The 13,282-nt window shown below is 66.3% G+C and carries 15 protein-coding genes, 1 tRNA gene and 1 pseudogene; 7 read left to right on the top strand and 10 right to left on the bottom strand.

Features of this window, described 5'->3' with window-relative positions:
• The 4 genes and pseudogenes from sucC to RMO25_RS09710 form a co-directional block, all read left to right on the top strand.
• Nucleotides 1-177 (top strand): annotated as a pseudogene (gene sucC, locus RMO25_RS09725) (succinate--CoA ligase subunit beta); the annotation flags it as partial.
• A 19-nt stretch (nucleotides 178-196) separates the two neighbouring features.
• On the top strand, nucleotides 197-946 hold the full coding sequence (locus RMO25_RS09720) for an electron transfer flavoprotein subunit beta/FixA family protein (protein WP_309662405.1): 750 nt from the start codon (nucleotides 197-199) through the stop codon (nucleotides 944-946).
• Nucleotides 943-1,872 (top strand): electron transfer flavoprotein subunit alpha/FixB family protein, encoded by a 930-nt coding sequence (locus RMO25_RS09715; protein ID WP_309662404.1) that lies wholly within the window; start codon nucleotides 943-945, stop codon nucleotides 1,870-1,872. Before RMO25_RS09720 ends, RMO25_RS09715 begins: the two co-directional genes overlap by 4 nt.
• 2 nt (nucleotides 1,873-1,874) lie before the next feature.
• Nucleotides 1,875-2,549 carry a phytanoyl-CoA dioxygenase family protein gene (locus RMO25_RS09710; RefSeq protein WP_309662403.1) on the top strand — a complete coding sequence of 225 codons (675 nt, stop codon included), beginning with the start codon at nucleotides 1,875-1,877 and terminating at the stop codon, nucleotides 2,547-2,549.
• A gap of 60 nt (nucleotides 2,550-2,609) precedes the next feature.
• Here RMO25_RS09710 and RMO25_RS09705 read toward each other — a convergent pair whose 3' ends face one another.
• The gene (locus RMO25_RS09705) at nucleotides 2,610-3,230 is read right to left on the bottom strand and encodes a hypothetical protein (RefSeq protein ID WP_309662402.1); all 621 of its coding nucleotides are present in this window, start codon (nucleotides 3,228-3,230) and stop codon (nucleotides 2,610-2,612) included.
• A 94-nt stretch (nucleotides 3,231-3,324) separates the two neighbouring features.
• On the bottom strand, nucleotides 3,325-4,686 hold the full coding sequence (locus tag RMO25_RS09700) for a S8 family serine peptidase (protein WP_309662401.1): 1,362 nt from the start codon (nucleotides 4,684-4,686) through the stop codon (nucleotides 3,325-3,327).
• Between the two features lie 70 nt (nucleotides 4,687-4,756).
• Between RMO25_RS09700 and RMO25_RS09695 the strand changes: the two genes are divergently transcribed.
• Entirely contained in the window at nucleotides 4,757-5,266 is a 510-nt protein-coding gene (locus RMO25_RS09695) for an RNA polymerase sigma factor (protein WP_309662400.1), read from the top strand.
• Nucleotides 5,259-5,948 (top strand): anti-sigma factor, encoded by a 690-nt coding sequence (locus RMO25_RS09690; protein WP_309662399.1) that lies wholly within the window; start codon nucleotides 5,259-5,261, stop codon nucleotides 5,946-5,948. The genes RMO25_RS09695 and RMO25_RS09690 overlap by 8 nt, the downstream gene beginning before the upstream one ends.
• Here the strand turns inward: RMO25_RS09690 and nhaA are convergent.
• Entirely contained in the window at nucleotides 5,945-7,153 is a 1,209-nt protein-coding gene (gene nhaA, locus RMO25_RS09685; RefSeq protein ID WP_309662398.1) for a Na+/H+ antiporter NhaA, read from the bottom strand. The two genes, RMO25_RS09690 and nhaA, sit on opposite strands and share 4 nt — an antisense overlap.
• A gap of 125 nt (nucleotides 7,154-7,278) precedes the next feature.
• Here nhaA and msrA point away from each other — a divergent pair, with 125 nt between their 5' ends.
• Nucleotides 7,279-7,893, top strand: coding sequence for a peptide-methionine (S)-S-oxide reductase MsrA (gene msrA, locus RMO25_RS09680; protein WP_309662397.1), 615 nt, complete (start codon nucleotides 7,279-7,281; stop codon nucleotides 7,891-7,893).
• 20 nt (nucleotides 7,894-7,913) lie between these two features.
• Here the strand turns inward: msrA and RMO25_RS09675 are convergent.
• The 7 genes from RMO25_RS09675 to RMO25_RS09645 form a co-directional block, all read right to left on the bottom strand.
• Nucleotides 7,914-7,989, bottom strand: a tRNA-Phe gene (locus RMO25_RS09675).
• A 53-nt stretch (nucleotides 7,990-8,042) separates the two neighbouring features.
• A complete protein-coding gene (locus RMO25_RS09670) occupies nucleotides 8,043-8,240 on the bottom strand; it encodes a DNA gyrase inhibitor YacG (protein ID WP_309662396.1) in 198 nt (65 codons plus the stop codon).
• Nucleotides 8,224-9,180, bottom strand: coding sequence for a ribonuclease (locus RMO25_RS09665; RefSeq protein ID WP_309662395.1), 957 nt, complete (start codon nucleotides 9,178-9,180; stop codon nucleotides 8,224-8,226). The genes RMO25_RS09670 and RMO25_RS09665 overlap by 17 nt, the downstream gene beginning before the upstream one ends.
• A complete protein-coding gene (locus tag RMO25_RS09660) occupies nucleotides 9,173-9,745 on the bottom strand; it encodes a nucleoside triphosphate pyrophosphatase (RefSeq protein WP_309662394.1) in 573 nt (190 codons plus the stop codon). Before RMO25_RS09660 ends, RMO25_RS09665 begins: the two co-directional genes overlap by 8 nt.
• Nucleotides 9,746-9,994, bottom strand: coding sequence for a translation initiation factor IF-1 (infA, locus tag RMO25_RS09655; RefSeq protein WP_309662393.1), 249 nt, complete (start codon nucleotides 9,992-9,994; stop codon nucleotides 9,746-9,748).
• 85 nt (nucleotides 9,995-10,079) lie between these two features.
• On the bottom strand, nucleotides 10,080-11,006 hold the full coding sequence (locus RMO25_RS09650) for a quinone oxidoreductase (RefSeq protein ID WP_309662407.1): 927 nt from the start codon (nucleotides 11,004-11,006) through the stop codon (nucleotides 10,080-10,082).
• Nucleotides 11,007-11,060: 54 nt separating this feature from the next.
• Entirely contained in the window at nucleotides 11,061-13,175 is a 2,115-nt protein-coding gene (locus RMO25_RS09645; protein WP_309662392.1) for a sodium-translocating pyrophosphatase, read from the bottom strand.
• Nucleotides 13,176-13,282 lie beyond the last annotated feature (107 nt).

Genomic DNA, 13,282 nt, shown 5'->3' with positions numbered 1-13,282 from the left:
GCCGCCGCCCGCGAGGTCGATTTGAAGGTCCCGCTGGTGGTCCGTCTTGAGGGCACCAACGTCGCGGAAGGCAAGCAGATCCTCGCCGAGAGCGGCCTGCCGATCGTCGCCGCCAACGACTTGGGCGACGCCGCGCAAAAGATTGTCTCCGAGGTGCGCCAAGCAGTGCCGGCGTGAGAATGATGGGAGCGAACGCATGAAGCTGCTGGTCGCGGTCAAGCGGGTGATCGATTATAACGTCAAGCCGCGGGTCAAGATGGACGGTTCGGGGGTTGACCTCGCCAACGTCAAGATGAGCATGAACCCGTTCGACGAAATCGCCGTCGAGGAAGCGACGCGCCTCAAGGAAAAGGGTGTCGCGACCGAGGTCGTCGCGGTATCGATCGGGCCCGCCAAGGCGCAGGAGACGCTGCGCACCGCGCTGGCGATGGGCGCCGACCGCGCGATCCTCATCCAGACCGACGAAGAGGTGGAGCCGCTCGGCGTCGCAAAAATCCTCGCCAAGATCGCCGCGGAGGAACAGCCCGGCATGATAATCCTCGGCAAGCAGGCGATCGACGACGACAGCAACGCCACCGGCCAGATGCTCGCGGCGTTGCTCGGTTGGCCGCAGGGCACGTTCGCGTCGAAGGTGGAGGTTAGCGGCGGCAAGGTCAGCGTTGAGCGCGAAGTCGATGGCGGCGCGGAGACGGTGCAACTGACGCTGCCGGCCATCGTCACCACCGATTTGCGGCTGAACGAACCCCGCTACGCGAGCCTGCCCAACATCATGAAGGCCAAGTCGAAACCACTGGCGATCAAGACGCCCGACGAACTCGGGGTCGACATTGCCCGGCGGCTGGAGACTTTAAAAGTGGTCGAACCGGCCAAGCGCAGCGCGGGGATCAAGGTCGGGTCGGTCGACGAACTGGTGGCTAAGCTCAAGAGCCTAGGAGTGGCGGCATGAAAACCCTGGTCCTGGTCGAGCATGACGGTAAGGCGGTCAAGGACGCGACGCTGGCGACGGTGACGGCGGCGGCGAAGCTTGGCGATGTCCATCTGCTGGTCGCCGGCAAGGATGTCGGCGCGGTGGCCGAAGCGGCGGCCAAGATCGCCGGTGTTGGCAAGGTCTATGTCGCCGACGCCGCGCATCTTGAGCATCAATTGGCCGAGGACGTTGCCCCGGTCGCCGCCGCGCTGATGGGCCACCACGACGCCTTCCTCGCTTCGTCGACAACGACCGGCAAGAACATTGCCCCGCGCGTCGCTGCCTTGCTCGACGTGATGCAGATTTCGGACATCCTGTCGGTCGAGAGCGAGGACACTTTCACCCGGCCAATCTATGCCGGCAACGCCATCGCCACGGTCCGCTCGAAGGATGCCAAGAAGGTCATCACGGTGCGCGGCACGGCGTTCGAAAAGGCCGCGCGTGACGGCGGTTCGGGAACTGTCGAGGCGGTCGACGCCGGATCGCACGACGCGAAATCGAAGTTCGTCTCCGAAGAAATGTCGAAGAGCGAACGGCCCGAGCTGACCAGCGCCAAGATCATCGTTTCGGGCGGTCGCGGGTTTGGCTCCAACGAGCAATTCCACAGCTTGCTCGACCCGCTCGCCGACAAGCTTGGCGCCGGCGTCGGCGCCAGCCGCGCCGCGGTCGATGCCGGCTATGCGCCCAACGATTATCAGGTCGGCCAGACCGGCAAGATCGTCGCCCCCGAAATCTACATCGCGATCGGCATTTCGGGCGCCATCCAGCACCTCGCGGGGATGAAGGATTCGAAAGTCATCATCGCCATCAACAAGGATGAAGAAGCGCCGATCTTCCAGGTCGCCGACGTCGGCCTGGTCGGCGACCTGTTCAAGATCGTGCCCGAACTGACCGAGAAGCTGTGAGTGTGGACCCGCTGTTCGAGCGGGTCGGATGCCGGCATTTTGGGCAGGTCATCGACGTAGGCGAAACAGATCGTCTTCGTGCTATCGTCAACCGTGACGGACGACCCGGCATCCGGCTCACTGAGTCAGCGCTCGCTCCAGTCATCGACCTCATCCGGCACGATGGGTCGGTAGGAAAAATTGCTTCGGCACTCCTCGGGCGTCCAGCATTCGGCGTGCGGGCGATCATGTTCGACAAACATGCGGATGCCAATTGGTCACTCGGCTGGCATCAGGATCGGACGATCGCGGTCTCCGAGAAAAAAGAAACATCGGGCTTTGGCCCTTGGACGACCAAAGAGGGACAAGCTCACGTCCAACCTCCTCAGTCGGTCCTCGAAGCGATGGTAACGCTGCGCGTTCACCTTGATGAAGTTCCGGCCGACAATGCGCCGTTACGCGTGCTAGCCGGAAGCCACCGACTTGGCCGGCTGCAGGAGGATGGGATTGACGAGATCGTCCCTCAATCCGAGATCGTCGAATGCTTGGCCGTCAGTGGTGACATCTGGGCGTATCGAACGACAATCATACATGCATCCGCAGCTTCCGGCTCACCAATCGGGAGCCGACGGGTGCTGCAAATCGATTATGCCGACCGAGCATTGCCGGCACCGTTGCGCTGGGCGATGAGCATCTAACGCAAATCGGGCCCGCCTCCGGAGGATGGAGACGGGCCCGATGGCTGGGGACTGATAAGCCTAGTTGTTGTCAGTGCTGGCGTCGCCGCTGGCCGAGCCATTGGCCGACCCGCTGGCTGAACCGCTGGCGCTGACCGAGCCAGCCACACTGCCCGCGAGGTTGCCGGCTTGATCGCGGATATTGCCGACGGCTGCCGTTGCTCGGTCATGGACGTTGCCGACAGCAGTCGTCGCGCGATCGCGGACGGCGCCGACGGTGTTGGCGATCTGGTTGGTGCCAATCGCCTGGAGGCCGAGACCGGCATTGCCGCTGGCCGAGCCATTGGCCGAGGACGAACCGGCAAGACCGACGCTTTGGCCGAGGCCGCCGGCGCCGACCGCCGAACTGGCGACGCTGCTGACCGAACCGGCGAGCCCGGCATTGGCGCTGGCGCTGCCGTTGCGCGTATCGACCGAGCGGCTGGTCGAGAGGCTGCCGCCGACGGTGTTGCTGATCGCGCCGGTCGCGCTGCCGACGATCGAGCCATTGCCCATGGCGCCGCCGAGCGTGCCGCCGATAGCGCCCGATACCGCGCCGCCAAGGCCGCCGCCGGCACTGCCGCCGAGAAGCTGAGCCTGGGCGGGAGCCGCTACGAGGGCCGAACCGGCCAGCGCGATGGCGAGAAGCTTGGTGGTGAACATGCAAATTCTCCTTTGCTTGCGCGAGGCGTCAATTGCCCCGTCTGCAAAGAAGAACGGCGCCGACGGGGGAGTTCATCCCGGTCGGCGCGAATTTTTATTTGAGACCGACTTCGCGCGGGGCGATGCGGCAGCTCTTGCAGACGATACCCTGGCCGACGCGGCCCTTGCCGGGCACCGCTTCGAGCGCGAGCCGGGCCGACGATCCGGCGGCGGCGAGGCGGGCGGCGACGAGCGGTGCGGCAAAGCTGGTGCCGCGCACGGCGGTGAACCCCTTGCCGGGCAGGGCAGCGACCAGATCGGCGCCGGGCGCGGCGAAATCGAGATGCGCCGACCGCCCCGCTTCGCGCAGCGCGCGGTCACCAGCATCAACCCCGGTCACCGCGACCACGCCGGGATAGGAGGCCGGATACATCGGCGGCGCGGCGGGGCCGTCGTTGCCGACCGCCGCGACGACTGAGATGCCGCGCGCCCTCAATGCGGCGATGGCGCGGGCCATGGTCAGGTTGGCCGGGCCGACCAGGCTGATATTAATCACCTGGGGTCGCTTCGACGCGGCCCAGGCGAGCGCACGGACGATGGTGGTGGCGGAGCCGGCGGCGGGATTGCCGCCATAGACGTCGCCGACGAACAGCTGCGCGCCGCGCGCCGCGCCGCGAAAGGGCCCTTGCTCCCCGACCAGAAGCGAGCCGACGGCGGTGCCGTGGCCGGTCGGCTGGGCCGGTCCGGCGAAACCGTGTTGCTCGATCGCGGCGTGGGCCAGCGACGGGTGTGAGGCAACCCCGCCGTCGATCATCGCGATGCGTGCGCCCGGACGAAGGGCGGGGGCGGCGGCCAGCGTCGCGCTCACTGTGGGCAGCAGGGCGGCCCCGGCCGGCTCGAAGATATGGTTATAGTCGGCTTCAAGCGCGGGCGCCGCCTTGTGCAGCGTCTTCAGCCCGTCGCGGGCATTCATGCCCCTCGGCACCGCCAGCGTGACGATTCGCAAGCCAAGCTCGGGCGTTTGCTGATCAGCTGCGATCCGAAAGCCAAGCTGCTGGGCAGCGGCGAGCGACGCCGCATCGGGGTTGGTGACGATCAACTCGCCCTTGCGAACGGGCTGGCCCTTGCCGTCACGGTCAATCGTGTCACGGTTGGCCTGGATCAGTGCGTTGAGCCGCAGCGCGCGAAGTTCGACCAGCTGGGCTGGCGCGGCGTTCGCGATCCCGAGCGGTTCGCCGATCCGGTCAAGGCTCGGTTGCGTTACTTGCTGAACGTCGCCCGCCGGGAGGCCGAGTGACGAGCCGATCTGACTCAGCGAGTGATCGACCACGCCGCCGACCTGACCGATGGCGTCGCCGACGCCACCCAATGGGCCACCGCCGCCCAATAGGCCACCGCCGCCCAATAGCTGGGCCGATGCCGCGCTGGCGGTCAGGCTTGCCACCAGGATGGCGCAGAGAAATGCACGGTTGGACATTGGTAAACCTTTTCTTATGGCGTTGCGGATGAAACGTCGAACGCGCGCCGTTTCATCCGCATGAGGTGCAATGTCTTCTCCATCCCCGTTCGATTCCGAGCTGGCACCGGTGTGGCCGCGACTCAGGCGCTTCGCCTATGCGCTCGCCAGAAACGCCGCCGATGCCGACGACTTGTCGCAGATGACGGTGGAGAAAGCGTTTCGCTCGTTCGATCAGTATCAGGCCGGAACGCGGTTCGACAGCTGGCTGTTCCGGATTTGCCGCACCGTGTGGATCGACCAGATGCGCTCGCAAACGCGCAAGGCGGCTTACGAGGCGCCGCCCGAAGCGGGCGAGGGGATAGGCCACGATCCACGCGCCGCCACCGACGCGGCGATCGATTTGAAACGTGCGATGGCGGCGATGCAGCGCCTGCCGGAGGAGCAGCGCGAGGTGGTCGCGCTAATCCTTGTCGACGGCTTCGGCTATCGCGAGGCGGCGGAAATATTGGGCCAGCCGATCGGCACCGTGTCGAGCCGGCTGGTGCGCGGGCGGCAGGCCTTGCTCGCGCTGTTGGGCGTGGAGACATCCGATGACTAACGACGAGGAATTCTACGCCTGGCTCGATGGCGAGCTGCACGGTGACAAAGCCGACGAGGTCGCGGCGCGCGTTGCCGCCGATCCGGTGCTGGTCCGGCTTGCCGAGCAACATCGCTCGCTCGGCGCCAGGTTGCGCGATGCCTTGGCCCCAGTGATGGAAGATGCACCTCCGGCGCCGCGCTTTGGTGGCGCGGAGGTGGTCGATCTTCAGGCGCGTCGCGAGACGCGTCGCGTGAGCTTCGGCGTCCCGCAATGGGCGGCGATGGCGGCCACGCTGGCGATCGGGATAATCGTGGGCCAGATGGTCGGCTCCGGCTCCGGCGGGCCGATCGAGAGCCGCGGCGGCGTATTGGTCGCAGCCGCCTCACTCGACCAGGCGCTCGATGCCAGGCTTGCCTCGGAAGGTGGCGACGGGCCGGTGCGGGTCGGGCTGTCCTTTCGTTCACAGGATGGCGCTATCTGCCGCAGCTTCACCGACGAGGGCACCAGCGGTCTGGCGTGCCGCGCCGACAAGCACTGGCGGGTCGAGGGATTGTTCGCCGCGCCGCCGGGACAGAGCGGCGAGTACCGGATGGCGGCGGGCGAAGATCCGCGACTGGCGGCAATGATCGACCAGCGGATCGCCGGCGAGCCGTTCGACGCTGCGTCGGAAAAGGCGGCGCTCGACAAGGGCTGGCGTTAGGTTTCGTCGGCGGCGAAAAGCTCGGCGGCGTCTTCCGTGTCGTCGACGGACGCGGGCACGGACGCAGCCAGCCGCAGCACGGTCCAGCCGGCGAGGGCGGACAGCAGCGAGCCGGCCAGGATGCCTAGCTTGGCCGCCTCCACCTCCTCGGGCGATTTCGGGAAAGCGAGATCGCCAATGAAGAGGCTCATGGTGAAGCCGATACCGCACAGCAGCGATGCGCCATACAGCTGTGACCAGCGCGCGCCGGGCGGCCGTGCGCACAGCCGCGCTTTAACCGCCAGCCAGATCGCCCCGAATACGCCGAGCTGCTTGCCGACGAACAGGCCGGCTAGGACCCCGAGCGGCAACGGCTGGGCGAGAGCGTTTACGCCGCCTGCCAGCACGACACCGGCGCTGGCGAGGCCGAACAGCGGCATCACGCCGAACATCACCCAGGGATGGATCGCATGTTCGAGATGCTTGAGCGGGGAACGCGCTTCTCCGGTGCCGAGCGGGATGGTCAGCGCCGCGACGACGCCGGCGATCGTCGGGTGGATGCCGCTGGCCAGCATCGACAGCCACAGCGCGGCGAAACCGAGTAGATAGGGCCACAGCCGGCGCACGCCGAACTTATTGAGGTCGGCCATGATGCCGGTGATGACCACCACGGCGGCGATCGCCGCGAGGTCGAGGCTGGCAGTGTAAGCGACGGCGATAATCACCACCGCGCCGATGTCGTCGATGATGGCAATGGTGACCAGCAGCAGCTTGATCGACGGCGGCGCGCGGGTTCCCAGCAGCGCCAAAACACCGATGGCGAAGGCAATATCGGTCGCCGACGGGATCGCCCAGCCGCGGACTAGGGCCGGATCGAAATCGGTGACGAGCAGATAGATGAGCGCCGGGACCGCCATCCCCGCCGCCGCGGCGACGATCGGCAAGCGGCGCGCGGCGGCGGTTGCCAGCTGCCCCTGATACCATTCGCGCTTCACTTCGAGGCCGACCAGCAAGAAGAAGATCGCCATCAGCCCGTCGGCGATCCAGTGATGGAGGTCGAGCACGCCGAAGCGCGGCAGACTTGGCCCCAACGGCCAATGGAGGAGCGATTGATAGGCGCTCGCGGCGGGGCTGTTGGCGACGAGCAGCGCCAGCAGCGCCGACCCCATCAGGATCAGCCCGGCGAGCTTCTCGCGCCGCTGGATGGTCGTTTGATCGCCCGCCATGCGCTGGAGCTTAGCCGCCGCAGTGAGCGAGCGCTATTTCTAGCCGACAGGCTCGGCTTGGCTTTATTCGGGCCGGGGACGCGGCAGATGCTTGCAGAAATGCGATTACGGACCACATTGGCGGCATGAAACACATCCCACTCGCCGCCGCAGCGCTTCTCAGCCTGACGGCCAGCTCCGCCCCAGCCATCTCCGCCGCTCCGCCGCGCCTTGAACAGGCCGTCCTCGCCGGCGGCTGTTTCTGGGGCATGGAGGGCGTCTTCGAGCACGTCAAAGGCGTCCGCGACGTCGTTTCTGGCTACGCTGGTGGCGCCCAGAGCAACGCCAATTACCGCGCCGTCAGCACCGAGCGCACCGGCCATGCCGAAGCGGTCCGGATCACCTATGATCCGGCGCAAATCAGTTACGCGCGCTTGCTGACGATTTACGCGACGGTCGCGCACGACCCGACCGAGGTCAATCGCCAGGGGCCCGACACCGGCACCAGCTACCGTTCGGCGATTTTCCCGCAGAATCCGGGCCAGAAGCAGGCCGCGGCCGGTTTTCTCGCCCGGTTAAGTGCGTCGCACCTTTATTCGCGGCCAATCGCGACGCGGATTGAAAGCGGCGGCTTTTACCCGGCCGAGGCCGAGCATCAGGGTTTCATGCGGCGCCACCCTTACTATCCGTACATCCTGGTCAACGACCGGCCGAAGCTGTCGAAGCTCAAAAGCAGCTACCCGCAAGATTGGAAGGCGTAGCCGCTCAGGCTAAACGGAAATGGTGCCCAGGGACGGGATCGAACCGCCGACACCGTGATTTTCAGTCACGTGCTCTACCAACTGAGCTACCTGGGCCCAATTTCGGGCGGCGCGTCATGGGCGCGCGGCCCGCTGAAGCGAGGCGGTCCCTAACCGTCGCCTTCTTCGCTGTCCACCCCGCCGGAGCCGTCCGCCAGGTCAGCCGGCGGGCCCGGAATCCGATAGCCTTCGCCGAGCCATTTCAACAGGTCGCGGTCCTTGCAGCCGCGGCTGCAGAAGGGGGCGTGCGGCTCGACGGCGGGCTGGCCGCACAGCGGGCAAGGCTTGGTTTTAGGCGGGTTCGGCATCGCCGGCCGAAATGGGGACAGAGGGGTCGGCGCGCAAGCTGATTGTCCCACCGACCTGGCGGGCGAGCGCTTCGAGCCAGGCTGGATTGCGTTCGAGCACGGCGATCACGGCGGGGTGGGCGACCAGGCGGCGCGACCCCGATCCGGAGGCGGCGCGGCGGAGCAACGCGCGGGCCTCGGCACTGGCGCGGTCGCTCCAGATTTCGAGCAGTGAGGCGCGGCTGCGCGGGCGGATAATCTGGACAAAGCCGAAGCCGTTGACCGCGGTGCGCTCGAAAGGCTGCGGGAGATGGTCATCGATCGCGGCGGCGGCGGCTTGGCGCGGGACTTTGCCGGCGATGGTCGGCAGGTCGATGCCGATCGATCCGCCAATGCCGAGCCGGCGGATCGCGCGCGCTGCCTCGGTTGCGCCAGCGACGGCGAGTTCGGCAGGCGAAATCGCGCCATCGACGTCGATCAGAGTCATCGCTGGAGTGAGCGAGATGCGCAGCGTGCCGGCGGCGAACGCGACCATGCCGGTGCGCGCCTGCTCGATGGCATCGTCCCAGCCGGCTTCGTCGAGGGCGTTGGCGCCGGGCGACGGGAAAGGAAGCTCGCGTCCGGCGAGAGTGGGTGACGGGGCTGGTGGCTGGTCGGTGGCGAGGGCCAGCGGACGTTTCCATGGCTCGCGACCAGGGATCGCCTCGCGCAGGATCTCGATGTTGAACGTCTCGCCTTGGGTGACTCCGCTGGGTGCCTTGGGCAGCAGGTATTCGGTGCCGTTCGCGTCGCGAGCTATGGCGTTGCGGCTAGACTGGCCGACGTCGATCAGGCGTGCGGCGAGGATCGCCCCGGCGGGCGTCACACCGTCGAGCTCGATGCGTGCTTCGACAATCGCGCCGTCCTCGATCAGCGCCGCGCGAGTCTCCCCGATGCCCCGCTCGATCAGCCATTCAGCCAATCGGGTATCCCGCCGCTTTGAGCAGTAGCCGGGTCTCCGCCAAGGGCAGGCCGACAACGTTGGAATAGCTGCCGGCGATGTGGCGCACATAGACTTCGCCATAGCCTTGCAACGCGTAGCCGCCGGCCTTGCCGCGCCATTCGCCATGGGCGGCGTAAAAGTCGATGTCTTCCGGCGACAAGCGCTTCATGGCGATCATCGTTTCGACGAGACGGGTGCGGAGCGGCTGCCCTGGAGCAGCCAGCGCGACGCCGGTCAGGACCCGGTGCCGACGCCCGGAGAGCAATGCCATACAGGCGCGCAGCGTCGCTTCATCCTCGACCTTGGGCAGGATGCGCCGTCCGACCGCGACTACCGTGTCGGCAGCGAGCACCAGCGCGTCGGGCTCTTGGGTTGCGACCGCCTCGGCTTTGGCCCGCGCCAATCGCAGCGCATGGTCGCGCGGCAGTTCGCCATGCGGCACGCTTTCGTCGACGTCAGCGGGAACCACCGCATCGGGAACAACGCCGATCCGGGCGAGCAAATCGAGACGGCGCGGACTCGCCGAGGCGAGAATTAGGCGCATTTAGGGATATCCGGGCGGTCCTGCGCGGCCGGGCATGAAGCGATAGGTGATGCGGCCCTTGGTCAGGTCGTACGGTGTCAGTTGGACCAGCACTTCATCGCCGGTGAGGACGCGAATGCGGTTCTTGCGCATCTTGCCCGCGGTGTGGCCGAGGATCTCGTGACCATTCTCGAGTTCGACGCGGAACATCGCGTTGGGCAATAGCTCCAACACTTTGCCGCGCATCTCGAGCTGTTCTTCCTTGGCCATCAACCCTCACTGTTGTCTTGCAAAAAGTCGCGGAGCCTTACGCTGGCGGGTGCCAAAAGGGAAGGCGGCGGCGAAACGATGCCGGCTAGATGGTCAGGATGGTCGATCCCGACGTTACTCGCGCTTCCAGCGCGCGATGGGCATCGGCCGCATCGGCGAGCGGGAAACGCTGTCGGACCTCGATCCGCACCTGGCCAGAGGTCACAATTTCGAACAATTCGGCCGCCGACGCCTCGAGCTCGGCGCGGCCGGCGGTATAATGCACCAGGGTCGGGCGAGTCAGGAACAGCGAGCCCTTCTGCGCCAGCACGGTTGGAGAAAAGGGTTCGATCGCGCCCGACGACTGGCCGAAGGTGACCAACAGCCCGCGCGGCCGCAGGCAATCGAGCGATTGCATGAATGTATCGCGCCCAACCGAATCATAGACCACCGGCAGCTTGCCGCCGTGGGTGATGCGCTCAACCTCGGCGACGAAATCCTGGCGGGTATAGACAATCGGATGATGGCAACCATGCAGCCGCGCCAGTTCCGCTTTGTCGTCGGTTGAGACGGTGCCGATCACGGTCGCGCCCAAGGCGGCCGCCCATTGGCACAGTATCAGCCCGACCCCGCCCGCCGCCGCATGGACGAGGATCGTATCGCCGGCTGCGACGGGGTAAACCGAGCGCAGCAGCATCCGCGCGGTCATGCCCTGAAGCATCATCGCCGCGGCCTCGTCGAAACCGATGCCGGCCGGCAGTTTGACCAAGCGGTCGGCGTCGATCAGTCGCATTTCGGCATAGCCGCCGATCGGGCCGGAATAAGCGACCCGGTCGCCGGCCTGCACATTGACGACGCCCCCGCCGACGCTTTCGATCACTCCTGCGCCTTCGACACCAGGGGTGAAGGGCAGCGGCTGGGGATAGAATCCGGTGCGGTGATAGACATCGATGAAGTTGAGCCCCGCCGCATGCTGGCGCAGGCGAACCTGGCCCGGACCGGGCTCGCCAACCTCAACCTCTTCCCACTGCAGGACCTCGGGCCCACCGGTCTGGTGGATGACGATCGCGTGCGGCAGGAATCGGTCCTAGGCCGCGCCCGCCGCCAGCGCCGCGAGCAGCAACAGCGCGACGATGTTGGTGATCTTGATCATCGGATTGACCGCCGGTCCGGCGGTGTCCTTGTACGGATCGCCGACCGTGTCGCCGGTGACCGCGGCCTTGTGCGCTTCGGAGCCCTTGCCGCCGTAATGGCCGTCCTCGATATACTTCTTGGCATTGTCCCAGGCGCCGCCGCCGCTGGTCATCGAGATGGCGACGAACAGGCCGGAGACGATCACACCCAAGAGCAGTGCGCCCAAGGCGGCGAAGCCTTCGGCCTGGCCGGCGATCGCGGTGATCGCAAAATAGACGACGATCGGCGCCAGGACCGGCAGCAGCGACGGGATGATCATCTCCTTGATCGCGGCCTTGGTGACGAGATCGACGGTGCGCGCGTAATCGGGCCGCGAGGTGCCGTCCATGATGCCACTATTGGTGCGGAACTGTTCGCGCACGTCCTTGACGACATCGCCGGCGGCGCGGCCGACCGCGGTCAGCCCCATCGCCCCGAACAGATAGGGCAGCAAGGCGCCGAGTAGCAGGCCGACAATCACGAACGGATTTTCGAGGCTGAAGTTGACGGTGACGCCGGGGAAAAACTCCTTGAGGTCGGTGGTATAGGCGGCAAACAGCACGAGCGCGGCGAGGCCCGCCGAGCCGATCGCATAGCCCTTGGTCACCGCCTTGGTGGTGTTGCCGACCGCATCGAGGGCGTCGGTCTTGGCGCGGACGCTGTCGTCGAGGCCGGCCATTTCGGCAATGCCGCCAGCATTGTCGGTAACCGGGCCGTAGGCGTCCAGTGCGACGACCATGCCAGCCAGCGCCAGCATTGCGGTGGCAGCAAAGGCGATGCCCATCAGACCCGCCAGCAAATAAGCGGTGATGATCCCGGCGCAGATTACCAGCGTCGGCAGCGCGGTCGATTCAAGGCTGATCGCCAGCCCCTGGATGACATTGGTGCCGTGGCCGGTTTCCGACGCCTTGGCGATCGACTGGACCGGGCGGTAGTTGGTGCCGGTGTAATATTCGGTAATCCAGATGATCAGCCCGGTGATGACGAGGCCGAGCAGCATGCACCAATAAAGGTCCATGCCGGTGAAGCTGGTGGCGCCGGCGGTGATCGTCGCATGCAAGTCGCCAAGCGCATATTGGGTGGCGAAGTAGATCGCTATCGCCGAGGTAACGGCGGTAACGCCGAAGCCCTTGTACATCGCGCCCATGATGTTGGTCGCCCCAGAACCTTTGGCGCCCAGGCGGACGAAATAGGTGCCGAGGATGGAGGTGACGATGCACACGCCGCCGATCAACAGCGGCAGCGCCATCAGCGCCAGCAGGCCGTCGCCGGCGGTCTTCACTAGCAAAGCCGTCAGGACCATCGTCGCGCCAACCGTAACAACATAAGTTTCGAACAAATCGGCGGCCATGCCGGCGCAGTCGCCGACATTGTCGCCGACGTTATCGGCGATGACGGCCGGGTTGCGGGGATCATCCTCGGGGATACCGGCTTCAACCTTGCCGACGAGGTCGGCGCCGACGTCGGCGGCCTTGGTGAAGATGCCACCGCCCAACCTTGCGAAGATCGAAATCAGCGAAGCGCCGAAGGCCAGCGCAACCAGCGCGTCGACCACGACCCGGTCATTGGGCGCAAACCCGCGCACCGCGAGCAGATAATAAAAGAAGCTGGAGATGGCGAGCAGCGCTAGGCCGGCAACAAGCATGCCGGTGATTGCCCCGGCGCGGAACGCCATGGTCAGTCCCTGCTGAAGGCCGGTGTTCGCGGCCTCGGCGGTGCGGACGTTGGCGCGGACCGAGATGTTCATCCCGACGAAGCCGGTCGCGCCCGAAAGCAACGCGCCGAGCACGAAGCCCGAAGCCGACAGGCCGCCGAGGAAAAAGAAGACGATTGCGGCGACGACCACGCCGACCATCGCGATCGTCGTGTACTGGCGGCGAAGGTAGGCCGAAGCGCCTTCCTGGATCGCCCCGGCGACTTCGATCATCTTGGCGTTGCCGGCCGAGGCGCTTAGCACCTGGCGGCTGGTGAGGATGCCGTACAGCAAGGCGATAACGCCGCAGGCGATCGCGATCACAATCAAATTCATCGGTGGTCTTCCCCGTCGTTCATGGCGGCAAATCAAAACGGCCGGCGATGCTGATGCAGCCGGCGGATTGGCGCCCCTTTATGGGGTGAAAAGGCGGGTTGCAACCT

The sequence above is a fragment of the Sphingomonas sp. genome, from assembly GCF_031361285.1.
Classification (GTDB): domain Bacteria; phylum Pseudomonadota; class Alphaproteobacteria; order Sphingomonadales; family Sphingomonadaceae; genus Sphingomicrobium.
Note: the sequence above shows the minus strand (reverse complement) of the source record. Positions and strands in the feature narration are given on the sequence as shown.